Here is a 22,897-nt window from a genome sequence, read left to right as displayed (position 1 = left end):
AAAACCTCTTCATCAAAAATATACCTTATAGTACCATACACTATCTGCTTTTTACATAAAAAAAGAGCCAGCTCACACTGACTCTTCAGCTTACACTTATTCACCTAAAGCATTTTTTCCTAAATACGCCCACAGCATCCAGATTACTTTGTCGACATATGCTTTTTGCTCAGTCAGAATATCGACCGTAACATCATCCTTTGCATTATCACATAGCTCTATCCCTCTAGATAATTCATCTCTTATTGTTTCAAAATTTCCAACAGTCGCTTTAAGCATTTCAGTCTGAGATAAATATTTATCTTCAGTAGATTCTTTGATCAGCGAGTGGTCTATGAATTCCTGCAGCGTAGAGAATGGCTCTCCGCCTAATTGAAGTAATCTTTCTGCATTTTCGTCCATGTGTTCAGTTAAAACATCGTAATATTTTTCCAGCTTGACATGCAGTTTAAAAAAACCAGGCCCTTTGATGTACCAATGCACCTGATGCAGTTTAGTATAAAATAAACCTTGCGTTGCGACTAAATTATTCAAGTATTGCTCAACAGACTCTGTTGCCATTAATAAAGCGCCTCCTAATATTTTAATCTTATAGTCAGTTTATGATACATTCATCACAAACTCAACTGAAATGCATCAAAAAACTCAGATGATTCCCGAAAGAATCACCTGAGTTACTGCTAATCTAAATTATTCGCCTATTGTTAAAACGCCGCCTTCTAGTTCAGTTACACGGTCCCCTAAAGTGGCCGTCGGGTTCAGCTGGTAGCGACCTGGAGTAAGCGGTTGACCGTTGATCAGCATATCCCATGCAAAGAAGTGATCTCCTCGAGGAATATTTTGACTGACTGCTGTTTCTGTCAGCAACTCTCCTGTATCTGCATTTCTAACACGCAGTGCAAATTGATCCACATCTGTCGTCACCCTAACCAGTCCATTAAGTACTCCATCTGACAGACCAAACTGAACAGACTGTAATAATGGGAATTCCGGTTCCTGAATGAATAATATGGTCGGGACTTCATATGCCTTGGTTCCGTCACTGATAATAAACGTGCCTTCATTGTATCCAGCTTCCATGTTCGACGCATCCACTTGAACCATGAAGTTAAATGAATTTGATCTTCCACCTTGGATATTCAAGTTATTACTGTTATTCACTTTGATGCCATCATTTCCAGTAAAGCTTACTGAATGACGTTTTCTTGAGTTAGTCAAGTTGTGTATTTCAAAACTTTGACGACGTGTTTCTCTTCCTCGCTGCTTATTGAAAATACCGAATGAGTGGCTTCCGGGAATGATCAATGTTTCTGCTTGGATCGCATCAAGTACACGTATGCTTCCTGCTCCTTGAGTATTGTGAGCATAGAAATTCCCATCTCTATCTGTTAGGCGCTCTGCCGTATTCATTAATGATGCTTTTACGAAATCAACACTCCAGTCAGGGTGTGCTTCCAAAATCAAAGCAGCTGCTCCTGCTACATGTGGAGCGGCCATACTGGTTCCTGATTTTGAGCCGTATCCATTGTTTGGTACTGTACTATAGGTATTGACACCCGGAGCTACTACGTCCGGTTTGATCATCCAAGTATCCATGACAGGACCTCTGGAAGAAAAATCAGCAACCGTCTCCCCAACCTGATCACTGAACTCGATAGAGACAGTTAGTGTGTTGTGTCCGTTATCTAAGTCAGACAACAGTTTTTGGCCATCTTCTAAAGAAACCTTCAGTGTAGGAACCGCCATGCCAGGTACATCCGGCTGACTTCCTGGTACATTGTTGAAAATCACTACGCCAACGGCTCCTGCATCAGCCGCATTTTGAGCTTTGTCTACAAAAGCTAATTCGCCTCTTTGAACCAAGGCTATTTTGCCTTCAACATCCACATTATTAAATTCTGCAACACTGCCTAAGCCCGCATATACGAATTCTGATGTTGACCCATTTAATGCAGTTAATTCGTCTTCACTTGGATACCCCATCACGTCGGCAGAAGGATACGTATTTTCAGAAGTCGTTTCAATTGAAGCACTGAAAACATTATAAGGTAATTGAGTTGCGCCTACAGAAATAGCATCTCTGGAAGTTCCCGGTGAACCGACAGTCCAGTTCTGCGGACCGGAATTACCATTTGAAGTAACAGCCACCACACCTTCCCCCATAGCCGTGTCTAAAGCTATTGATGTAGGATAGTCTGGATCATTCACTGATGCTCCTAATGAAAGATTCATCACATCTGCTCCATCCTCAACCGACCGCTCAATTGCCGCAATCACATTGTCGGTCGTTCCACTTCCACCTGGTCCGAGTACTCGGTAAGCAAGTAAAGTCGCATCTGGTGCAACGCCCTTAAGTGTCCCATTTGCTGCAATCGTTCCTGCCACGTGAGTACCATGATCCGTTACAGCTCCGACAAGTGTTTCTTGAGGATCGTTGTCATTATCTACAAAGTCCCATCCAAGGTTATCCATATCAAAGGCGTGAGCTAAATCAGGGTGAGTATAATCCACTCCTGTATCGATGACAGCCACTGTGACCCCTTTACCTGTAAACCCAGCATCCCATGCTTCTGTTGATCCTATGTAGGGAGCACTGTCAGCCATTTCTGGTGAGAAATCGTCAAGATTGAAATGGTATTCTTCGTTCGCTTCGTACAACTGATTAGGAAATACAGCTTTAACGCCATCAATCATAAGAAGGTTTCCAATTTCATTTTCTGCTAGATCGATTGAAAATCCGGAGAATACCTGATCATATTCATGGTTCAGTTCTGCCTGTGCCCCATGTGATTCAAGTTCTTCTAAAATTCGTTCACGTTCCTGAGATAAAATCTGTTCAGATTGGAATCGACCGTTTTGTCTTGCCTGGAGAACAGCTTCTTCTTCTATTTCTACTATAATCGATATTATTTCATCGGATAACAAATCAGCTTCTAAATGTAGCGTTGGTTCAGAGGAAGACTCATTACCGTCGTTCCCTTGTGCTGCAACCGAAAAAGCGGGCTGGACAGAACCAAAACCGATAAGGACTGACATTGAAGCGGCAAATACTGTAGTAACAGATTTTTTCATTATATTTTATCCCCTTTGTAAGTGAGTGTTTATACCCGACATGACATTAGTAATCTCTTACTTTTCTCACCTCTTTCTCATTTAACCTAACAAAAAAAGATTACCATACCTTAAATACAAGCGCAACAATTATTTGAACAAGTTAATCAGTATAGTACGTACTCCAATTCAATTTGTGCGAAGATATAACAAGTTATACTTCCGCACAATAATTTTCTCAGCTCTTTCACTTCATTTCTTTTGTTACTGTAGTCTTTCCTCATTTTTCGACAGAATTTGACTAATCAGTTATACTGATATATGAATACGAAGGAGGAATTAACATGACTCAAGTTCAGCAAATCGTAACGGGTACAATTGAAGAGAATTGTTACATTATTTATAAAGGAACAGATGCACTTATAGTAGATCCAGGTGATGAAACAAGTAAAATCAAAAATGAAATAGAAGAACTAGGTGTACGCCCAATTGCCATCATTTTGACTCATACTCATTTTGATCATATTGGATCCCTTGAAGACATTCGAGTAGATTACGATATTCCCGTCTATGTCAGTCCAGAAGAACAGGAATGGTTGGGCGATCCTGCAAAGAATCTGTCTTCTTTCAATCCCTTTGAAGTTAAAGCTAACCCAGCGGAGTATACATTCGATCCTTTTGAAACGATAACAATCGGTCCGTTCACACTAACAGTTGTTTCAACACCAGGACATTCTCCAGGTGGTGTCAGCTTTATTTTTGAAGAAGACGGCTTCGTCATCTCTGGAGATGCTCTGTTTAGAGGCAGTATTGGTCGGACAGATTTACCGGGAAGTGAACCTGAAAAGATAATACCGGCTATAAAAAAAGAATTATTTAGTTTACCTGAAGATACTATTGTCTATCCAGGTCACGGAAATCAAACGACAATTGAATATGAAAAAAGAACGAATCCTTATTTTAACTAGAAAAGAGGCAGAACAACGTGAAACGTATTTTACTCCTTCACACAGGTGGAACCATTTCAATGAGCACTGACCAGCGAACAGGAGCAGTCAAACCAAGCGGTGAGCACCCCCTTCATAAATACAGTCAGCTATTTGAAGAAAATTTAAAAATTGTTGAAGAAGATATTTTCCAGCTGCCTTCACCTCATGTAACCCCTCATCATATGCTTTTACTTCAAAAGCGCCTGCTTAAAGCAGCAGAAGAAGGTATTTACGATGGCGCTGTAATCACTCATGGAACAGATACATTGGAAGAAACAGCGTATTTTCTCGACTTGACTCTGGATACGCCTTTTCCAATTGTCTTAACAGGGGCAATGCGTCCCGTCGATGAATTAGGATCTGACGGTGTGAGCAATCTTCAGAATGCGATTTGGACGTCTCTTTCACTGGACGCCAGAGATAAAGGCGTGCTGGTTGTTATGAATGAAGAAATTCACACGGCCCGTTACGTCACCAAGACGCACACAACAAATGTAGCTACCTTTAGAACGCCTACTTTCGGACCGATCGGGATCGTCTCGAAACATGAGGTCCGTTTCTTCCAGAAACTTGTATATAATGAAACCTTTTCTATTTCTACTGCTGACAAAAATGTCTGCCTGTTAACTGCTTACGCCGGAATGGATAGTACTTTATTTGACGCTTTAAATGAGACGGCGCTTGACGGACTAGTGATTGAAGCCTTAGGAGCCGGAAATATGCCCCCCGCTTCACTTAATGGGTTAAAGAAAATACTGGAAAAAGGCATCCCTGTTGTCATAACATCCAGAGCCTTTAACGGAATTGCTCAAGATATTTACGCCTATACCGGTGGGGGAAAGCATTTAAAAGAACTGGGCGTCATATTTGCACCGGGTCTATCCGGACCAAAAGCCCGAATCAAGTTACTAGTCTTGTTGGAACAGACCCTTGACGTGGCAGAGATGACCGACAGTTTCCAGAAATAGATACCTTCTAACCTATAAACTAAGAGCCCCATACTAAGCTGAGGATTATTGATCACTTTAGTATGGGGTTATTTAGTTGCCTGGATCTTTCGTGTTCTATTGCTCATCTGATTGATTTACTAACTCATCCTTGATTTAAGTCCGAGCTGGTAAGAGAACCTGATTACGGTATGGCTCGCAGACAATTTCTGGTCGAGAGGGCAAGAGAACCTGATTACGGTATGGCTCGCAGACAATTTTTGGTCGAGAGGGCAAGAGAACCTTATTACGGTATGGCTCGCAGACAATTTCTGGTCGAGAGGGCAAGAGAACCTTATTACGGTACCGCTCGCAGACAATTTCTGGTCGAGAGGGCAAGAGAACCTTATTACGGTACCGCTCGCGGCCAATTTCTGATCAAGAGGGCAAGAGAACCTTATTACGGTACCGCTCGCGGCCAATTTCTGATCGAGAGGGCAAGAGAATCAAATGACAGTACGGCTCTCGCGACCAATTCCTTATCGAGCTGGCAACCTAGCTTGTTTCCAACTGAAAGTCGTAACATTTCATTACAGCAAAACAGCAAAACTGACGGGCTAATGACTCACCTGCCAGTTTTGCTGTTTTATTTCACTCTATTAACTTTTTAAATCCCATTTAACGACTGATAATTCAGAATATCCTTCGAACAAAATCGAATCTCTTTCGTTTTTCGGATAGACTCTTGACGATAAGACATAATCTCCATCATTTAAGAAAATCTCAAGCGACGAGGTATCTGCAATCACATGGATCTTAGTTAAATTGTCGATTTCCACTGTCCGCTCAGATCTACCGAATCCTGAAGGCCCATGAGACAGAGAGAACTGATGATTATCGTAAGAAAGAACAGTATCTTCTTTTAAAGTGATTGATAATTTATCTTTGACTTCTTCAATTGTAATGATCAGCTCAAAAGACTTCTGATTCTGAGCCTCCCATTCAAATGAATCTTGAATAGATAACGACTGTTCGTTCTCATTCACTCTCAACATCTGATATTCTGTCAACGGACGCTGTTTCAGCTTCCCGTCTTCAACTGTTAATTCTCTAGGCAATGTCATAGCATGCTGCCAGCCTCTTGCAACTGTAGGATTAGAGTATTCTGGACTGATATCCCCCAGTCCCATCCATCCCCATAATATTCGCCTGCCGGATTCGTCTTCAAACGTCTGAGGAGCATAAAAATCAAACCCTCGGTCCAATTCTTTAAAATCAGAGTCTGGTATGAATTTAGCCTTCTCCCAGTCAACTGACCCTAAATAGTAGCCAGAGTTATGCGTATTCTCGAATTCATGCGATGTTGCCTTTAATCCTTGAGGTGAAAAAATCAGGACGTCTTTTTCATCTGTCTCAAAAAAGTCAGGGCATTCCCACATATAACCCATTTCTTTTTCACCTTCGATAAAGACTCCTTTGTATGTCCAGTCATATAAGTCGGCTGATTCATACAGTAAAATTTTTCCCCGATGGTTTAAAGCACGAGAGCCCAGCACCATATAATAAATGCCATCCTTTTCGAAGATTTTCGGATCACGGATGTGATCTGTAAAGCCTTCAGGATAGTCCTCATGAGGAATGACGACTTCTTCATAGTCAACAGTGAACCCGTCTTTGCTGACAATATGAACAGTATTTTGTTCACGCCCGCTGAATGTGTAATCATGCTCCCCCGGATGTTTGACGTTTCCCGTATAGAAGAAATGAATCTCATCATCTTTCACAAAGGCACTTCCGGAATAAACCCCATCTTTATTGTAGGGTTTATCGGGTGATAAAAACAGGTCCTCTTCTTGGAAATGAACCATATCTGTTGATGTTTTGTGTGCCCAGTGCACGAGTCCCCCATCCGGGTCATCCGGAACATACTGATGATACAAATGATACAGGCCATTAAATTGAACTGCGCCATTAGGATCGTTCAGCCATCCGGTTTCCGGCATCTGGTGAAAAGCCAGACGCCATGGATCATTTTCTATTTTTTTCTTCAGCTTGGCTTGTGCCTGAGCCAGATCTTCCCAATATTGGTTGGTCAATTCACTCATCTTAACCATCCTTTTCTAAGCTTCAACATTTAATTCAGCTTTGATCTGTTTGCTTTGAACCCTTACCATCATGAATGCAACGGCGAATGCTACTGCAATCACAACGATATATTGGATAAGCGCTGCTACACTATGTGTGTAAAGCAGGATACCTGGAATGAACGTAATGCCTAACCCTGTAGCTGCAAGTCCAAAGATTGAAACCATCAGTCCGCCCGCTGCTCCACCGATCATACCGGAAAAGAATACGCGCATTACTCTTAAGTTTACACCAAAGAGAAGCGGTTCGGTGATTCCGAATAATGTTGACACTGACGAAGATAGAGCGTTCGCTCTTTTAACCTGACTCTTCATAAGGTAAGCTGCTGCTACTGCAGCACCAAATTGACCTGCCATAGAAGCAGTCCCTAATGTATTCAATACGTTACCACCTGTATCACTCAGTAATCCCAATTCTACGATACTTAGCGAGTGGTGAAGGCCAGTAATCACAATGACCTGCTGGAAGGCAGAATAGATGATATACCCTATACCGAATGGTGTTTCGACTAACCATAGTATTCCATCAAGTACACCACTTTCTACAAGTTGAAGGATTGGACCTAAAACAAGTAACATTGTAAAAATCGTTACAGAAATCGTTACAAATGGTGTCACAATAAGATCAATCATGTCAGGAACAAATTTTCTTAACCCTTTTTCCAGTTTAGAAATAAGGTACCCGGCAACAATTGCTGGAATAATAGAACCCTGATAGCCAACAATATCTAAGCCTAACAATCTTAATGGCTCAGCATCTCCACCGGCTACAGCCCACGCATTAGGTAACTGTGGTGCGACCATCATCAACCCAACAACTATCCCTATAATGGGTGTTCCGCCAAACTTACGTGTAGCACTGAATGTAATAAGAACAGGTAGGAAAGCAAATGCTGTATCTGTCAGCATTTCAAAAATAGCTAGCCAGCTATCGTCCATTTCCAGTCCCAATTCAAGAAGTAACCCTCGCACACCCATCAAAAGACCTGTTGTAACCAAAACAGGGATTAATGGGACTAAAATATCAGCCAGTATGCGAACCACTTTTTGGGCTGGATTTAAATTCTGATAGACATCATCTTTAAAGTCTCCAGAATCATTATTTCCGCCACCGCCTTCTCCCATAGCCTGCTGAAATTCGCTGTACACTTTATTCACTTTTCCTGTACCGAAAATAAACTGGTGCTGACCTGTATTAAAGAAATAGCCTCTTGATTCAGGAACGTTTTCAGCTTTTTCTTTATCTACTTTATCATCGTCTTTAAGAATAATACGCATGCGCGTTGCACAATGCTCAAAATTCTTAATATTATCTTTTCCACCGACTGCTTCGATTATGCCGTCAATCGATTCTTGGTATGACATGTTATCCATCCTTTCTTATTAACCGTTTTCATAGTGTTCTGCCTAATCAACAGAACCGGTTCCTCTAAAGCATAACAAAAAGCAGCTTTCAATTCAATAGAAAAGAAAGCACTTTCTTATATTTTGTCAAAATAGGCTGTGGACTGATTGATCACCAGTTCATTACCCATCTCGCTAATGTTCGGAACTTCTTCTTTCCCGATTAGTCGGACCAGTTTTTTGACGGCTTCCAACCCCATTTCCCTGTACGGATAACTGACTGTGGTAATCGTAGGTGAGACATAAGCGGTCGCTTCATACCCTCCAAATCCTGATAGAGAGAAATCTTCAGGAATACTGTATCCAAGGTCTTTAGCTGCTTTCAGAACGGCTACTGCAATGTTATCAGTGGCACAAACAATATAAGTCGCTTCGGTCTTGGGAAGAAAGGCTAAAGCTTTTTGGTAAGCTGAGGTTCTGGAAAAATCCGATTCGATTTTTTCAACTGTTGACCCGTTAACTGGACGGACAGCATCTAAGAATCCTTGTCTGCGTTCGACTCCGACTGCACGATCTTTTTCCGGTACGCCGACATACAGGAAATGCCTGTGACCCAGTTCAATGGCGTAAGTGCCTATTTTAGCACCTGCCTGGTAATCCTGATGAATAATACTGTGAATGCCTTCTGCTTTCTGACCAATGAAAAGAAACGGTGTTCCAGTCTTTTTAACGGTGTCAATATGTTCGGGAGTCAGTTCTCTGGCGAACATGATGACCCCTTCCACTTTCTGTTTCGCCAGTGTCTGAATGTTTTCAAATTCTCTTTCATTATTCTGATCAGAGTTTGTAATGATCAGCTGATAACCCAGCTTGCGCGTCATCTCATCAATGCCTTCAAGTACTTCATTAGTAGAAGCTGAATTCAGCCTTGGAATCATAACACCAATCATATTCGTTTTTTGAGCTTTTAGACTCCTTGCAAAGTTGTTGGGTGTATAGCCAGTTTTTTCAATAATTTTATCAATTTTCCGTCTCGTGTCTGCGCTGACAGACCCATTGTTCAAATACCTGGATACCGTGCTCTTTGCTACACCAGCTTCTTTCGCAATATCATTGATCGTAACCATAGCTTATCCTCCTCATCCGACTTTTATCCATTTAAAACTGGCAGAACAATGGGAAGCGCCATTTGTTCGGATTAAATGGTCAGTATAAAGCTCTTCTTCTTTTCGGTAACTGACACGACTGATGACCGTCTGGTGTTCATTCACTTCTTTATCGAAAGTAATGACGCCGTGTCTGATGTCATGCTGCGAAAGAAATTCACTGTCCAGACTGTCTAGCAGCCAGTTAATGTAGTGCGAATTATTGACGTGGTTATTTCCATCAATATCAAAATAACGGACAGCATATGTTTTTTCAGTGTATTCATTTAAATCAGGTTCAGCGGGTTTCTGATTTCTCCTGATTCGCTTGGAAAAAGTCGCTTTATATGGCTCAACAATGTCTTCTGTGATTCGGCCCATTTTCCGTTTTTCTGAATCTAACAATGCAAATGTAGTCTTTACTCTCACCAGTTCCTTGTGGTTTGCGTCTCTTATAACAAACTCACGATAAGTAAACAATTTATTGTATTCCGTTGCATAGGTTTCAATCTGTACGGTTTCTTTCAGTTTCGGCATTCGTTCGATCATGAACTCATAATGCAATATAATCCAGCTCAGTCCTCTAGCTTTAACAAATGCTTCATCTCTGTTCAGTGATTCAGATTGTTTCTCTGACACATCCAGTAAAATATTCACCAGCATTGGCAAAGTCAGATTCTGATGACGGTCACACATATAATAAGCAATTTCTTTACTTTCTGTATACGTTAAACTCACTAGTCGTTCTCCTTAATGATCAGTCTCCTTAAATTATAAAAGTAAACACAGATAATTACAATTCTAATTCATTTAGTTGTTTTTTAATCTTACACTAATAAACATAACAAAAAGAGAAGCGTTACCATCATTGATTTTTCAACACTTACCAAAAATAACAGGAAATTTTATTATAATCGATTATATTATATTGATATTATGGTGCCATTTGTATTAGAATAGATTTCATAGTACAATATTAAATGGAGTCAAATTTTAATCTTACTAATGATTAGACATAATCTGATAGTCATTAGTAAGATTAGCTTTAACTTCATAAAAAATTTAAGGAGGAACACAGATTATGCGTGAATCTGAAAAGAACACGAATAAAGGATTTCTAGGCATGATTGAAAGCGTCGGAAATAAGCTTCCGCATCCAGTCATTATATTTATAGCTTTAGCGCTATTCATCGTCCTTATATCCGAATTAGTTTTCCGTCTTGGTGTCACAGTAGATTACTTTGATGCTAGTGCGGGTGAAGAAGTAACGATTGAAGCCATTTCATTAATGAATGGTGCAGGAATTGCACACATCTTTAACAGTGCAGTTAGTAACTTTACAGGGTTTGCACCTTTAGGAACTGTATTAGTTGCTATGTTAGGAGTTGGAGTTGCTGAATGGACTGGATTGATTTCCACTACACTCAAAAAATTACTTAGCAATGTTCCAGCTAACTTATTGACCGCTACCGTGGTATTTGCAGGTATCATCTCAAACATTGCATCTGATGCCGGGTATGTCGTTGTTATTCCACTTGGAGCAATCGTATTTGCTGGAGCCGGGCGTCATCCTATTGCAGGATTAGCTGCAGCCTTTGCCGGAGTTTCTGCAGGATTCTCTGCCAACCTAATTTTCGGGCCAACTGATGCACTACTTGTTGGGATTACAAACGAAGCTTTAACCTCAGCTGGTATTAACTATGAAGTGGCTGTTACAGCTAACTGGTACTTCATGATCGTTTCAACATTTGTACTGACTATTGTCGGGGCCATTGTCACCGCGAAGTTTGTCGAACCACGACTTGGCGAATATGATGGTGACTACAAACCAAATGATGAGCCGATTTCTGATACAGAAAACAAAGGAATGCGTAACGCTTTGATCGCTTTACTTGTATTCTTAGGTATCATGGCTTTCTTGATGGTTCCAGAAAATGCACCGTTAAGAATGCTGGACGAAGCAACTGGTGAGATGACGTTAAACAACTTCTTGTCACAAGGCTTGCTGTTCATGATTTTCCTGCTATTTGCTATACCAGGTTACGTTTATGGTAAGACAACAGGGAAAATTGAGACATCTCACGACTTCGTTAAAGGGATGGCTGAATCAATGAGCTCAATGGGTGGTTATCTGGTGCTGGCATTCTTCGCTGCTCAGTTCATCAACTACTTTGCTTATACTAACTTAGGATTTATCCTTGCTGTAAGTGGTGCTGATTTCCTTGAAGCTATCGGATTTGTTGGACTGCCATTGATCTTGGCCTTCATTCTGGTCACAGCATTCATTAACTTATTCATGGGATCTGCCTCTGCAAAATGGGCAATCATGGGACCTGTATTCGCTCCAATGCTTTACAGTGTTAATATTGCACCTGAAATGACGTTGATGGCTTACCGTATTGCGGATTCATCTTCAAACGTTATTTCACCATTAATGAGTTACTTTGCAATGATCCTGGTCTTTGCACAACGATACGATAAGAAAAGTGGATTGGGTACGATCATTTCAACCATGTTATCTTATACGATCGCTTTCCTGATCGCATGGTCGCTGCTACTAGTCATCTGGTATGTCTTAGGATTACCATTAGGACCTGGAGCTCCAGTTACCTTATAATACTACAACGTCTAAGGCATGTTTTCCTGAATTGGAAAACATGCCTTTTTTTCACCTAATCTTTCGCATCAGCATGCTATAATATGTCTAAATACAGTGTCTTCAATCCTGTATCACCTATCCAAAGGAGGTCAACCCATGTCGAAAAAAGCAAAAAGAAGGTGGCTTCAGCTGTTTGGCTTTCTGACAGGTCTATTATTCGGATATTTCAGAGCACAGCAGATACAAAGTTTATTTCCTGTTTTAGGCATCAGCGTCGGTATCGGGTATTTTCTTTTGTCTAAAACAGCTTCTGATAAGGATAAAGATCTTGATGATATAGCCTGGTTTATTCCTCTTCAAATGATCATGTATTTTATTATTGGAGGGGCGCTCAGTTCCTCAATTGTGCTCGCCATTGAACTTTATACAAATTAAAAAAGATGAACACTTGAAGGCTTATTATATGGCCAACTAAAGTGTTCATCTTTATATTTTCGTATTTTTACTGAACTAACGCCAGAGACCCCATTGGATCCCATGGTTCCAGCTCTACTACAGGTTCATCGAACGCTTTCAGCCACTCTGCTTCAACATACTTACGTTTGACAGCGACCTGATAGTTATATTCATCAAACCACTTATCACTCATAGAGTAGATCCCTTTATCTCCGTTTTTATCTCCCCAGCTGTTTTCTACTTTCCAAGTAATAGGCTTACCGTCATCATCCAAATCAACTCCAACAAATACCATTGCATGGGTCAAAAGGCTTTCACCATAGTCCAGACGTTGTGCTTTTGTAAGCTCGATATTCTCGCCTAGTGTCGATTCATAATCGTAAGCTTTATCATCCATTATACCGGCTTCCCGGTCGAGCATTTTACCTACATCGCATCCAAACCAAACTGGTTCTCCGTCTTTGATTGAAGCGACTGCTGCTTCTTTTAAAGCTTCGATTGGGGCATTTACGTATGTGATGGCTTTTCCTTCCTTGACCGTTCCCAGATATTTGACTGTATAAGCTTTTCCATAGGGCTTATCTTCTGTCGGTGCATTGATTAAGGAGATCCTTTCATCCAGATCCCAGTCCACATATGTTTTAAAGAAATCCTGAGGCGTTATATCGCTGATTCTATGGTAAGCCTTCTCCTCGTCCCTATATCCATAAGTAAATGTTTCTGGAACTTCACCAAGCGTTTTAGTCAGAAGGCTGTAAATCAGTGACAGATATGTTTCTTTCAAATCAGTCAGCTCTTCTGGTGTCTGCCCATTCTTGTGACCCGTTCTAATCTTGGCAGCAAAATCCCTCAACTTAGCAGTCAGTAACTGATTCAACTCTCTGGTATTCGAAGAGTGATATGTCTCAGGCATAACAGACTTGGGCACTGCACCATACTTCTCCAATAGTCCGGAAAACATGTCCCACTGTCCGCCATCTTGTATGGGATCCATAAGCAGGTGCTGAACTAGTCTGGAATTCAATGGTTCTTTTACTGTTTCAATAATGCTTTCCAAAAAATAATTCGCCTTTTCAAGTTTATCCCAAAACAGTGTATAATTTTGAGAAAATTCAAATGTTTTCACGTTCAGTTTAGTCATTGTATCCACGCGAGCCGTATTTAGGGCTGCAAACATCCAGCATCTTCCACTCGATTGCTGATTCGTGATCTCTCCTTTTTTCGTCTCATGTGAAAACACGAATGGATGACGGCGTGTTAAATTGTTGTCGACTGACGACTTGTTCAATCCGACCTTCGCCATTGCATTTTTAACAGCATGGTTTGTTGGGTTCGAATCAAATTCTTGCTGAAACTGATGTAACAACTCTTTACTTATTTTCATATTTTTCTCATCCTTTTCTTATGAATGAGTTAATCATACCTAAAATCTCGATTCATGACAAGGTGTCATTCAGCAGTTGAGAAATGAAGCTATTTTTACGGTGCTCAAGCCTTCTAAGTATTACAGGAAAAAAAGACCGTCAAAAAGAACCTAGGTTCCTTTGACGATCTAATGTTACTCTTTATTCTTGAGGTGCGAATATGACGCCCCCAACCATGCGCTCTCCTGCATCACCGGTTGGTTGTGTTTCGTAGTCGTCCGGTTCAGTATGAATAATCAGCGCAGTGCCTTCTTCTGTTGCTAACGTATTGTCTTCACCCGGGAGCAGTGTCACTCCAGGTATTTCAATTGTTTCGCTGACGATGCCGTTTTCCGGTACCACTAAATTCGGCAAATCACCCAGATGGTGTCCATCTTCAGCATCAAACCCATGATCTGCATCGGTTGGATTAAAGTGTCCTTCTGCATCTTCAAAAGTAGGTGGAGTAGCCATACCAGCTTCATGAATGTGCATACCATATTCACCTGCAGGCAGACCTTCAAGATTAAGTGTCAAAGTGACCCCATCTTCTCCTTCGTCAAAAACAGCTGACCCTACGTACGTTGAATCACTATTGACCATATCAACATCCAGAGCGGTCACTTCTTCATCTGTACCCCCATCTTCAAGAATAGTGGTATCCTCATCTGTTTCATCGTCTGTTGCATCCTCAGCTACTTCTTCCTGTCCACTTTCTTCAAGCTCTGTGACCTCTTCATCACAGGCTACCATAAATAATACGGCCCCACTTAACAGAGCCAGCTTCCCTCTTCTAAACATCATTACAGTCTCCTTCCAACAGCTGTTAATCCTTTTTAACTGTATCCTTATTTTACCAATATAGCGTTTAAAAAACGAAGATTTAGCATTTTATCAGCCACTCACATCCTTGTTCATGTTAAAATATGAGACATAAGGAGTTGATACCTATGAATTTTGGAAGTTATCGTTACACTAAAGCCGAAATCGATTTAGATAAAGTATCCTACAATTATCTTCAGATGAAAAATCATGTAACAAAGAATACTAAAGTGATGGGCGTTATAAAAGCAGATGCATACGGACATGGGGCTGTGGAGATAGGGAGACATTTGGAGCATCAGGGAATTGAATACCTGGCTGTGGCTGTTCTGGATGAAGCTCTGGAGTTGAGGGAAGCCGGTATTACTTCGCCTATCCTGCTCCTTAGTCCAATAGAACCAGACACTATACCGACCGCTATCCAGCAGAACATCGCTATTACTGTTTTTTCACACCCTATAGCAGAAGCCGTCAATTATTATGCGGAACAGACTAATCAGCCTGTCACTGTACACGTCAAAATCGATACCGGAATGGGGAGAATTGGTGTCCGAACAAAAGAGGACGCACTGACATTATGTCAGACACTTAAAGCTCCAACCATTAATTTTGAAGGAATCTATACACATTTCGCAGAAGCCGAAAATACCGAGGATCCATCTTTTACACAGCAGCAATTCAAACTGTTCACCGATGTCATCCGTTATCTGAAAAACGAGGGAAAGACATTTGATCTCCATCACTGTAGTAATACAGCAGCAGCCCTGCTTTATCCTGAATTTGATCTGGATATGATCAGAACGGGTATTTCGCTCTTCGGGTATCATCCGGATAAGGCTCTAGATGACCTTATCGATTTAAAACCGGTTATGACACTAAGCACTCATGCTGCTTTTGTCAAAGAAGTTCAAGCCGGTGAGACGATTGGATATGGCAGAACTTATAAGACTGACAAGGCAGAGACGATCGCAACGATTCTACTTGGCTACGCTGACGGAATCCCTAGGGAATTATCTAACAGATGGCATTTAACCAGCGGAGACCGGAAAGCACCTATTGTCGGACGCATCTGTATGGATCAGCTGATGGTAAATGTTTCTGATTTTGAGGCATTTTCAAATAGCAATGAGCTCGTTTTTATCGGAGATCCAGATAAAGGCCACCCTTCTATTTATAGAATGGCTGAGCTGACCGATAGTTTTCATTATGAGATTCTATGTGGAATCGGCAAACGTATCCCTCGAGTATATTTAAAAAATAATACCGTTGAGGCCAGACAGAATGTTCTGCTCGATTGACCACTGTTGTAAAAAACAGCACGAAAAAGGACGATCCCACTCTAAAGGATCGTCCTTTTTTAACTACTCAGATTGATATTCAAGACATTATTCGTCTTCATCATCCAAATCGTCGTCTGTTTCACTTTCCAGTCCATCATCGCCTAATTCGTCATCTTCGTCATCATCGAAATCAAGACCTTCTTCATCTAATCCATCGTCAACGCCATCATCTTCCATGCCGTCGTCGTCCAGGCCGTTATCCATACCATCATCGGCTGGATCTTCTGTACCTGGCAATGTTTCATCTACATCATTCGCATCGCCACAAGCAGCCAGCAACATACCGGCTGTCATTGTCAATGCAGTTAATTTTGCTAATCTGTTCATCAAATCGTCTCTCCTTCAAAATAGAATTCAAGGCTTTTTGGTTTTTTTACGCGTCGTCATCCGTGTCGTCGTCCATATCATCTTCTAGACCGTCGTCTTCCAGTCCATCGTCCATTCCGTCATCTTCTAATCCGTCATCCATACCATCGTCAGCAGGTTCTTCTGTACCCGGTAGTGTTTCATCTACATCATCGTTCGCATCTCCACAGGCTGCCAGTAGCATCCCTGCTGTCATTGTCAGTGCTGTTAATTTCGCCAATTTATTCATATCTATCTCTCCTCATAGTTTAGTGGTTTATCCTTTAACTCATTAAATTATGCGTCGTCGTCCATGTCGTCGTCCATATCATCTTCTAGACCGTCGTCTTCCAGTCCATCGTCCATTCCGTCATCTTCTAATCCGTCATCCATGCCATCGTCTGCAGGTTCTTCTGTACCCGGTAATGTGTCATCTACATCATCGTTTGCATCCCCACAGGCTGCCAGTAGCATCCCCGCTGTCATTGTCAGTGCTGTTAATTTCGCTAATTTATTCATATCTATCTCTCCTCATAGTTTAATGGTTTATCGTCTTACTCGTCTGTGTCATCATCTAAGTCATCATTAAGGTCATCATTCATGCCATCATCATCCAGCTCATCTTCTGTAGCCGGATCTTCAACGCCAGGAAAATCCTCTTCCATATCTTCCCCGTCTCCGCAAGCAGCTAGTAGCATTCCTGCAGTTAGAGACAATGCGGTGAATTTAGCAATTTTTTTCATTTATCTCTCTCCTTTTATACAGTTTTGCGTCTATCTACCGAAACATTACCAAAATTCTCAGTCAAAGAAAAGTAATAAGCCTTATATAAGAAATAAACCTGACCGAATTTACCGATGAGTGTTTTTTAGTATTAAAACAACATCAACTGTCAATTCAAGGTTCATAATGGCAATTTTCAGCTATAAAGATACTCTACCATGAACTGAATCTTTTTCAAAAGAAAAGGCTTTTACAATTCAGCCACATTCTTTTACAGTTATGACAGCGCTGTAATACTTCTCAAAATATTCACATTTTATGTATAAAAAAACTATAAGCAGGAAGGTGACTTCCCACTTATAGTTCAGTAGATAGATGGTTTGATTATTCGAATACTTGGATGTCTATAGTGCGTCTTCCAAATTGAATTGCTTCTTGCAGGCTTTCAATGTGGACATCAATTCTATTACCGATGATCGCACCACCAGTATCTCCTGCTACATATTCTCCGTATCCTGGAACAACGATTGTTGAGCCTAACGGAATAACATTAGGATCCACAGCGATTACACGTGGATTCTCTCTTAAATCAATACCTGTAAAGGTATGATTACTTAGAACAGGCTGGTTGCGAGAATAAGCAGTGGCTTCAACTGTCATTGTATAGCCATTTTCACTTGTCTGAGAACTTTCTGCTGCAGGTTCAGCTGGTTGAACAGTTTCTTCAACGACTGTTTCTTCAACGACTTCTTCCTCAGCTTCAGTTTCTACAACTTCTTCTACTACGGTCACTTCTTCAGTTTCTTCTGGAGTTTCTTCAACTTGAGTCGTTTCCTCAGCTGCTTCACTTTGAGACGATTCTTCTACTTCTTCAGGCGTCTCTGTCTCAACAGCTTCACCATTAGATACATCGTAGCTGACAACTTCTTCATCTCCATTTTGAACAGAAATAACTGAAGCATCTTTACTTAGGTATATAGTAGAACCGACATGTATCATGCTACGGTCATCAATACCATTGACTTGAACTAATTTATCAACAGAAATATCTGTCGCTTCTGATACTCCCCATAGAGTATCTCCCCAGACGAATGAATATTTGACAACATCTTTGTCAGGGTTCTGGTCATTTTTTTGTTCTGCAATTTGTGATTCGATTTCTGATACGGTTCTAGGTTCCCAGTTCGCGCTCGTATAGTCGTTCGCACTTACTTCAGACTGATTAGCCAAAAACAGCAATGCTCCAGCTGAGAAAGTTACGCCTGCTTTGATAAATTGATTTTTATGATTAAACAAATTTATACCCCTTTTCATTATCTTCATTACTTGTCTATGATCGATCCATACTATTTACCCATATGTGTTGTCCGGATAACTGTAAGCATCTTACCATGCAATAATGAAAAGAAAAGGGGTATAAGGCATCTGTTACTTGTTTTTAGTAAGTCTGTATTGTTCTCATTATATCCTTACGAGACTGTGACAAAAATAGGTGATATGTCGGGGATGTAACAAAAATGCTTAAATGCCGGCTTTTTTAAATGAGTAGCTGATTTCTGTCATTGTAAAATTGTCTGTAAGCCAGATAACTTGCGATAAAACTCGAAATACTGGTGACCCCAATCAGCATGAACATGACAACAATCTGGTATCTTATTGCTTCTATAGGATCTATGCCTGCGAATATAAGTCCGGACATCATTCCGGGTAAACTGACCAGACCAACTGTTTTCGTCCGATCAATAGACGGTGACATACCAATTTTGATACTTTCTTTTATGATGCTCATTGAAGCCTGCTTTTCATTAGCCCCCAGAGCCAGTTTTTCAAGGACCTGCTGTCTCCTGTCCGCAAATTTCGAATTCAGTGCCTGAAAAGTCAGACCCAATCCAATCATGGCATTGCTGGCAATCATCCCTGTTATAGGAACGATTTGAGAAGGCACCCAGTCAATAGCACCGGAAAATACTAGTATCCCGAGTGTAATAACAGTCCCGATCCCAATCGAGGATAATGAAATAAACAGTGATTTGGGGATTCCCTCACTTCTTTTATGTGCATTAAAGCCTGCATTGAATACAATAAACAGGACCATAGCTAAAGTCACGACCATATTATTGGCCTGAATGATGTAACTTAACACGTACCCTATCAGAAACAGCTGAATAACGGCACGGATTCCCGCTATAAATATGTCATTACCAAGATTCAGTTTTTCCTTATAATCTACAAATATAGCAATAAGTAATAATCCAGTCGAGAGTATGAGTGCGAAATTACTAATTTCTAAGCTTTCATTCATTCTGAATCCTCCAATTTCCCGTTTGTGATAGTTAAGACTCTATCCGCTTTATCGATTTCACGTTCATCATGCGTTACGGAAAGGATCGTAATCGACTCTTTTTCATTCAGCTCATCAAGCATGCTATAAATAATTTCTTTGTTCTCAGCATCCAGCGAACTGGTTACTTCATCCAGAAGAAGGACCTCAGGCTGAAAAAGCAGATTTCTTACTAAGGCCACTCGCTGTTTTTCTCCCCCGGAGAGGTCTTTGATGGGCTTATCCAGGTAAGATCTGTCGAGTTTGACTCTTTCCAGCATGGCAGTACACTTTTCTTCATCAAACTCTTTTTCTCTGATTTCATAGGGAAAAGAGACATTATCTCTTACAGTTTGATCGAATAAAGTAGCGTTCTGAAAAAAATAGGCCACTTTCTGACGGTAAGGTAGTGGATCAGACTCTTGGATGTCTTCTCCATTAAAGTAGACCGTTCCTTGTGTCGGATTGATGATACTGGCGATTATCTTTAATAATGTACTTTTTCCTCCACCCGATGGACCGGTAATCGTTATGCGTTCGCCTTTTTTCACCTTGAAAGAAACTGAATCAAGGATAATTTGTTCATCTGCTTTAAATGAAATACTCTCTAAGGACAGTTGGTATTCTGACATATTCAAACCCCTTTTTATAATTAATATCATCTAATAACTAGTATAAACTATTAGGTTTGTGACGCAACTATTTATTCTTCCAGCCAGTCTTCCTCCGCTTCTGTAATACGCTCAGCCTGCATTTCAGGTGAAAGATAAGTAAATCCTTCTCCTGTCACTTCCTGAACATGAGAAATAGTCATAAACGCATTTGGATCTAGTGCTGCAACGATCCGTTTGATGGGCAGCACTTCCCTGCGGCTTATAATGATATACAAGATTTCTTTCTTTTCTTTTGTAAAATAACCTTTCCCATCAAGAATCGTAATGCCTCTTCCCAATTGATTTTCAATGGCTTCTGCTATTTCAATATGTTTTTCAGAGATGATAAAGAAAGATTTTCTTGGGTTCAGTCCCTCTAAAACAAAGTCGATTACTTTACTCTGTATATACAAATTGATCAATGTCAGAGCTACATTCTCTGCTCCAATAATAAAGGCACTGGGTAATACGATACACACATCGATCAGCAGTAAGCCTGTCGGTACATTGATGCCAAAATATTTTTCCAGTAATTTTGCCAGAATGTCGCTGCCCGCAGTTGTCCCGTGACCCAGCATGATCAGTCCGATTCCTGCTCCCATAAAGATACCTGAACCTATTGGGGCAAGTAGAGTAGTTTCTGGTATGAACTGATAGCGAGTGACCGCAAGCAGCATAACGGAGATGATCGCATTGGCAACTAAGGTATACTGCAGGGTCTTTTTATCCAGGAATTTATATCCTATTGCCAGTATGAAAATATTGATAATGAAAATAGTATAAGAAGGCGGAATATCAACTAGGTAAAAGAGAATCAGTGAAAACCCAGTTAGGCCTCCTTCTGATAATCCGTTTGGAACAGTAAAGACATTCACGCTGGTCGCGTACAATATCGATCCGATCACTATTAGTAGTAAATTTTTAATTCGCGTCTTAGTAATCAAGTGACTGCTCGCCATTATGTCTTCTCCTCGCTGTAGACCTCATTGCCATCTACATAAGTAGAATGGACAGTGATGTCTTTTATTTTGGACTGTTCAACAGTGAAGATATCCTGGTTCAGAACAACAAAATCAGCTAAATACCCTTCTCTGATGCGTCCTTTTTTATCTTCATCAAAACTGGCATACGCTCCTTCATACGTGTATGCGTCAATCGCCTCAGAGACTGTCATTGCTTCATCCGGCAAGTATGGTATATCCAATGGATCTGTCAGTCTATTGCGTGTCACTGCACATTGTATGTTTTCAAAAGGATTAAAAGAAACAATCGGAGCGTCACTACTAAACGACTGATGAATTCCTTTTTTCTTCATCGTATTGAACAGATAAGACGTTTCTGCTCGCTGTGATCCTATACGGTCATAAAGAATAGGGATATCATCCTCTAGAAAAATGGGTTGAACATATGTCAGATAATCTTTATCAGCTACACGGTCAATCAGATCTAACCCAGTGATCTGCATATGATTGATCCCCAATCTTAGAGTATTTGGCTCGTCTCCTAGCACCGCATCGTAAGCATTTAAAATCGTTTCGATTCCCTGATCGCCAATTCCGTGAATGATGACCTGATACCCATTATCAACAGCCAGTTTAACTTCACTCGTCAGTGTCTCCTCAGATTTAGTCAGTATTCCCTTAGAGGATTGGTCATCAGCATAAGGCTCTCTAAGTGCAGCTGTACGGGCGCCTAAAGTCCCGTCAATGAAAAACTTGATTGGACCGATCCGATTCCAGTCTGTACCTTTACGGAAAGAGAACCCTCTTGTTAAAAAATCCGGTAGATAGTTGCCGTTATTGAACCAGATCTGCTGGTAGAACCGTACCGTTAGCGCCTGTTCATCTTCCAGTTCTGAATACACAAACAGCGTTTCTTCTATCGTTTCGTCTTTAGCATCGTTTGTATGCATGGAAGTGATACCATACTGATTGGCTAACGTCATAGTGTTTTTGATCATGGTCTTTTTAACTTCTATCGTAGCAGCCGGCAATTGGGCTTTGACCAAATCAAGTGCCCCTTCTGTGAGTATGCCTGTTGGTTCCCCGTAATGATCTTTCTGGATTTCTCCACCAGTTGCCACTATACTCTCTGTCGTAATGTTAAAGTGCTGTAGTGCTGCAGAATTCAAACTCATAACATGGCGATCCACTCTGACAAGCACAATGGGTATGGTCATAGATGCCTGATCCAGATCGCTTCTTTCAGGCATTCGTTTATCGTCAGTGAACAGTGTCTGGTTCCAGCCTTCTGAATAGAGAACATCATCGGCAGATAGTTGATTATTCAATATGTACGATCGACACCGTTCAATCAGTTCCTTCATCGAAGAGACTCCTGTAATAGGCAGAAGGGACAGAAATTCTGCCGTCATCAAAAAGTGAAGATGCGAATCGATCAGTCCGGGAATGACAGTCCGGCCATTCAAATCAATAATTTCTCCATTGTTGAACTCATAAGCCAATTGGTCATTATCTCCAATGCGACTGATTCTGTTGTTTTCAATAATCATGCTTTCAGCGAATTCATTTTCATTTAAATAAATTTTACCGTTTTTAAACCATTTCATTTAAAAATCGCCTGCTTTCATTAATAAGAACTCTTTCTGGTCACATCTCATTATACTCTTCTCGAGTG

Annotated in this window: 23 protein-coding genes; 6 read left to right on the top strand and 17 right to left on the bottom strand. The window is 40.8% G+C overall.

Going from position 1 to position 22,897, the window contains the following annotated elements; translation table 11 throughout:
- Positions 1-96: 96 nt before the first annotated feature.
- Entirely contained in the window at positions 97-561 is a 465-nt protein-coding gene (locus CLV38_RS03055) for a Dps family protein (RefSeq protein WP_106191362.1), read from the bottom strand.
- 129 nt (positions 562-690) lie between these two features.
- Complete coding sequence (locus CLV38_RS03050) at positions 691-3,072, bottom strand: S8 family serine peptidase (protein WP_106191359.1); 2,382 nt, start codon at positions 3,070-3,072, stop codon at positions 691-693.
- 323 nt (positions 3,073-3,395) lie between these two features.
- On the opposite strand from CLV38_RS03050, the gene CLV38_RS03045 reads away from it, so the two are divergent.
- The 3 genes from CLV38_RS03045 (at position 3,396) to CLV38_RS03035 (ending at position 5,637) form a co-directional block, all read left to right on the top strand.
- On the top strand, positions 3,396-4,019 hold the full coding sequence (locus tag CLV38_RS03045) for an MBL fold metallo-hydrolase (protein WP_106191357.1): 624 nt from the start codon (positions 3,396-3,398) through the stop codon (positions 4,017-4,019).
- Positions 4,020-4,036: 17 nt separating this feature from the next.
- The gene (locus tag CLV38_RS03040) at positions 4,037-5,008 is read left to right on the top strand and encodes an asparaginase (RefSeq protein ID WP_106191355.1); all 972 of its coding nucleotides are present in this window, start codon (positions 4,037-4,039) and stop codon (positions 5,006-5,008) included.
- A gap of 170 nt (positions 5,009-5,178) precedes the next feature.
- Positions 5,179-5,637: a hypothetical protein gene (locus tag CLV38_RS03035; protein ID WP_106191352.1), complete on the top strand. Its 459-nt coding sequence runs from the start codon at positions 5,179-5,181 to the stop codon at positions 5,635-5,637.
- On the opposite strand, the gene CLV38_RS03030 is transcribed toward CLV38_RS03035, so the two are convergent.
- The 4 genes from CLV38_RS03030 to CLV38_RS03015 all read right to left on the bottom strand — a co-directional run bounded on the left by CLV38_RS03030 (position 5,626) and on the right by CLV38_RS03015 (position 10,337).
- Positions 5,626-7,071, bottom strand: a complete 1,446-nt coding sequence (locus CLV38_RS03030) for a glycoside hydrolase family 32 protein (protein WP_106191350.1) — start codon at positions 7,069-7,071, stop codon at positions 5,626-5,628. The two genes, CLV38_RS03035 and CLV38_RS03030, sit on opposite strands and share 12 nt — an antisense overlap.
- A gap of 15 nt (positions 7,072-7,086) precedes the next feature.
- Positions 7,087-8,475, bottom strand: coding sequence for a PTS transporter subunit EIIC (locus CLV38_RS03025; protein WP_106191347.1), 1,389 nt, complete (start codon positions 8,473-8,475; stop codon positions 7,087-7,089).
- 116 nt (positions 8,476-8,591) lie between these two features.
- Positions 8,592-9,581, bottom strand: a complete 990-nt coding sequence (locus tag CLV38_RS03020) for a LacI family DNA-binding transcriptional regulator (RefSeq protein ID WP_106191345.1) — start codon at positions 9,579-9,581, stop codon at positions 8,592-8,594.
- Positions 9,582-9,593: 12 nt separating this feature from the next.
- Entirely contained in the window at positions 9,594-10,337 is a 744-nt protein-coding gene (locus tag CLV38_RS03015) for an acyl-[acyl-carrier-protein] thioesterase (RefSeq protein ID WP_106191342.1), read from the bottom strand.
- A 343-nt stretch (positions 10,338-10,680) separates the two neighbouring features.
- On the opposite strand from CLV38_RS03015, the gene CLV38_RS03010 reads away from it, so the two are divergent.
- Positions 10,681-12,216 (top strand): AbgT family transporter, encoded by a 1,536-nt coding sequence (locus tag CLV38_RS03010; RefSeq protein ID WP_106191340.1) that lies wholly within the window; start codon positions 10,681-10,683, stop codon positions 12,214-12,216.
- A 138-nt stretch (positions 12,217-12,354) separates the two neighbouring features.
- Positions 12,355-12,633 carry a hypothetical protein gene (locus tag CLV38_RS03005; protein WP_106191337.1) on the top strand — a complete coding sequence of 93 codons (279 nt, stop codon included), beginning with the start codon at positions 12,355-12,357 and terminating at the stop codon, positions 12,631-12,633.
- Between the two features lie 67 nt (positions 12,634-12,700).
- Here the strand turns inward: CLV38_RS03005 and CLV38_RS03000 are convergent, their stop codons facing one another.
- Positions 12,701-14,038, bottom strand: a complete 1,338-nt coding sequence (locus tag CLV38_RS03000; RefSeq protein WP_106191335.1) for a C1 family peptidase — start codon at positions 14,036-14,038, stop codon at positions 12,701-12,703.
- Positions 14,039-14,219: 181 nt separating this feature from the next.
- A complete protein-coding gene (locus CLV38_RS02995; RefSeq protein ID WP_211295405.1) occupies positions 14,220-14,861 on the bottom strand; it encodes a superoxide dismutase family protein in 642 nt (213 codons plus the stop codon).
- Positions 14,862-15,007: 146 nt separating this feature from the next.
- Between CLV38_RS02995 and alr the strand changes: the two genes are divergently transcribed.
- Positions 15,008-16,177, top strand: a complete 1,170-nt coding sequence (gene alr, locus CLV38_RS02990) for an alanine racemase (protein ID WP_170068798.1) — start codon at positions 15,008-15,010, stop codon at positions 16,175-16,177.
- Positions 16,178-16,264: 87 nt separating this feature from the next.
- On the opposite strand, the gene CLV38_RS02985 is transcribed toward alr, so the two are convergent.
- From CLV38_RS02985 to CLV38_RS02945, 9 genes are all read right to left on the bottom strand, one after another.
- A complete protein-coding gene (locus tag CLV38_RS02985; RefSeq protein ID WP_106191327.1) occupies positions 16,265-16,546 on the bottom strand; it encodes a hypothetical protein in 282 nt (93 codons plus the stop codon).
- 46 nt (positions 16,547-16,592) lie between these two features.
- Positions 16,593-16,814 (bottom strand): hypothetical protein, encoded by a 222-nt coding sequence (locus tag CLV38_RS02980; RefSeq protein ID WP_106191324.1) that lies wholly within the window; start codon positions 16,812-16,814, stop codon positions 16,593-16,595.
- Positions 16,815-16,861: 47 nt separating this feature from the next.
- Positions 16,862-17,083 (bottom strand): hypothetical protein, encoded by a 222-nt coding sequence (locus CLV38_RS02975; protein ID WP_106191322.1) that lies wholly within the window; start codon positions 17,081-17,083, stop codon positions 16,862-16,864.
- Positions 17,084-17,118: 35 nt separating this feature from the next.
- Positions 17,119-17,307 carry a hypothetical protein gene (locus CLV38_RS02970; RefSeq protein WP_106191319.1) on the bottom strand — a complete coding sequence of 63 codons (189 nt, stop codon included), beginning with the start codon at positions 17,305-17,307 and terminating at the stop codon, positions 17,119-17,121.
- Positions 17,308-17,671: 364 nt separating this feature from the next.
- Positions 17,672-18,583 carry a 3D domain-containing protein gene (locus CLV38_RS02965; protein ID WP_245920522.1) on the bottom strand — a complete coding sequence of 304 codons (912 nt, stop codon included), beginning with the start codon at positions 18,581-18,583 and terminating at the stop codon, positions 17,672-17,674.
- A 241-nt stretch (positions 18,584-18,824) separates the two neighbouring features.
- Positions 18,825-19,589, bottom strand: coding sequence for an ABC transporter permease (locus CLV38_RS02960; protein ID WP_106191314.1), 765 nt, complete (start codon positions 19,587-19,589; stop codon positions 18,825-18,827).
- Positions 19,586-20,239: an ABC transporter ATP-binding protein gene (locus CLV38_RS02955; RefSeq protein WP_106191312.1), complete on the bottom strand. Its 654-nt coding sequence runs from the start codon at positions 20,237-20,239 to the stop codon at positions 19,586-19,588. Before CLV38_RS02955 ends, CLV38_RS02960 begins: the two co-directional genes overlap by 4 nt.
- A gap of 71 nt (positions 20,240-20,310) precedes the next feature.
- Positions 20,311-21,219, bottom strand: a complete 909-nt coding sequence (locus tag CLV38_RS02950; protein WP_106191310.1) for a YitT family protein — start codon at positions 21,217-21,219, stop codon at positions 20,311-20,313.
- Positions 21,219-22,829 carry an amidohydrolase gene (locus CLV38_RS02945; RefSeq protein ID WP_106191308.1) on the bottom strand — a complete coding sequence of 537 codons (1,611 nt, stop codon included), beginning with the start codon at positions 22,827-22,829 and terminating at the stop codon, positions 21,219-21,221. Before CLV38_RS02945 ends, CLV38_RS02950 begins: the two co-directional genes overlap by 1 nt.
- Between the last annotated feature and the right edge of the window lie 68 nt (positions 22,830-22,897).

This window comes from Alkalibacterium olivapovliticus, from assembly GCF_003003275.1.
Taxonomy (GTDB): domain Bacteria; phylum Bacillota; class Bacilli; order Lactobacillales; family Carnobacteriaceae_A; genus Alkalibacterium; species Alkalibacterium olivapovliticum.
Note: the sequence above shows the minus strand (reverse complement) of the source record. Positions and strands in the feature narration are given on the sequence as shown.

Excerpts from the sequence above, each read along its gene's own strand:
- CLV38_RS03020 (WP_106191345.1), bottom strand. The coding sequence starts at position 9,581 with ATGGTTACGATCAATGATATTGCGAAAGAAGCTGGTGTAGCAAAGAGC.
- CLV38_RS02975 (WP_106191322.1), bottom strand. The coding sequence starts at position 17,083 with ATGAATAAATTAGCGAAATTAACAGCACTGACAATGACAGCGGGGATG.
- CLV38_RS02980 (WP_106191324.1), bottom strand. The coding sequence starts at position 16,814 with ATGAATAAATTGGCGAAATTAACAGCACTGACAATGACAGCAGGGATG.
- CLV38_RS03030 (WP_106191350.1), bottom strand. The coding sequence starts at position 7,071 with ATGAGTGAATTGACCAACCAATATTGGGAAGATCTGGCTCAGGCACAA.
- CLV38_RS03000 (WP_106191335.1), bottom strand. The coding sequence starts at position 14,038 with ATGAAAATAAGTAAAGAGTTGTTACATCAGTTTCAGCAAGAATTTGAT.
- CLV38_RS02945 (WP_106191308.1), bottom strand. The coding sequence starts at position 22,829 with ATGAAATGGTTTAAAAACGGTAAAATTTATTTAAATGAAAATGAATTC.
- CLV38_RS02960 (WP_106191314.1), bottom strand. The coding sequence starts at position 19,589 with ATGAATGAAAGCTTAGAAATTAGTAATTTCGCACTCATACTCTCGACT.
- CLV38_RS03055 (WP_106191362.1), bottom strand. The coding sequence starts at position 561 with ATGGCAACAGAGTCTGTTGAGCAATACTTGAATAATTTAGTCGCAACG.
- CLV38_RS02970 (WP_106191319.1), bottom strand. The coding sequence starts at position 17,307 with ATGAAAAAAATTGCTAAATTCACCGCATTGTCTCTAACTGCAGGAATG.
- CLV38_RS02995 (WP_211295405.1), bottom strand. The coding sequence starts at position 14,861 with ATGATGTTTAGAAGAGGGAAGCTGGCTCTGTTAAGTGGGGCCGTATTA.
- CLV38_RS03025 (WP_106191347.1), bottom strand. The coding sequence starts at position 8,475 with ATGTCATACCAAGAATCGATTGACGGCATAATCGAAGCAGTCGGTGGA.
- CLV38_RS03045 (WP_106191357.1), top strand. The coding sequence starts at position 3,396 with ATGACTCAAGTTCAGCAAATCGTAACGGGTACAATTGAAGAGAATTGT.
- CLV38_RS03050 (WP_106191359.1), bottom strand. The coding sequence starts at position 3,072 with ATGAAAAAATCTGTTACTACAGTATTTGCCGCTTCAATGTCAGTCCTT.
- CLV38_RS03010 (WP_106191340.1), top strand. The coding sequence starts at position 10,681 with ATGCGTGAATCTGAAAAGAACACGAATAAAGGATTTCTAGGCATGATT.
- alr (WP_170068798.1), top strand. The coding sequence starts at position 15,008 with ATGAATTTTGGAAGTTATCGTTACACTAAAGCCGAAATCGATTTAGAT.
- CLV38_RS03035 (WP_106191352.1), top strand. The coding sequence starts at position 5,179 with ATGGCTCGCAGACAATTTCTGGTCGAGAGGGCAAGAGAACCTGATTAC.
- CLV38_RS02985 (WP_106191327.1), bottom strand. The coding sequence starts at position 16,546 with ATGAACAGATTAGCAAAATTAACTGCATTGACAATGACAGCCGGTATG.
- CLV38_RS02950 (WP_106191310.1), bottom strand. The coding sequence starts at position 21,219 with ATGGCGAGCAGTCACTTGATTACTAAGACGCGAATTAAAAATTTACTA.
- CLV38_RS03005 (WP_106191337.1), top strand. The coding sequence starts at position 12,355 with ATGTCGAAAAAAGCAAAAAGAAGGTGGCTTCAGCTGTTTGGCTTTCTG.
- CLV38_RS02955 (WP_106191312.1), bottom strand. The coding sequence starts at position 20,239 with ATGTCAGAATACCAACTGTCCTTAGAGAGTATTTCATTTAAAGCAGAT.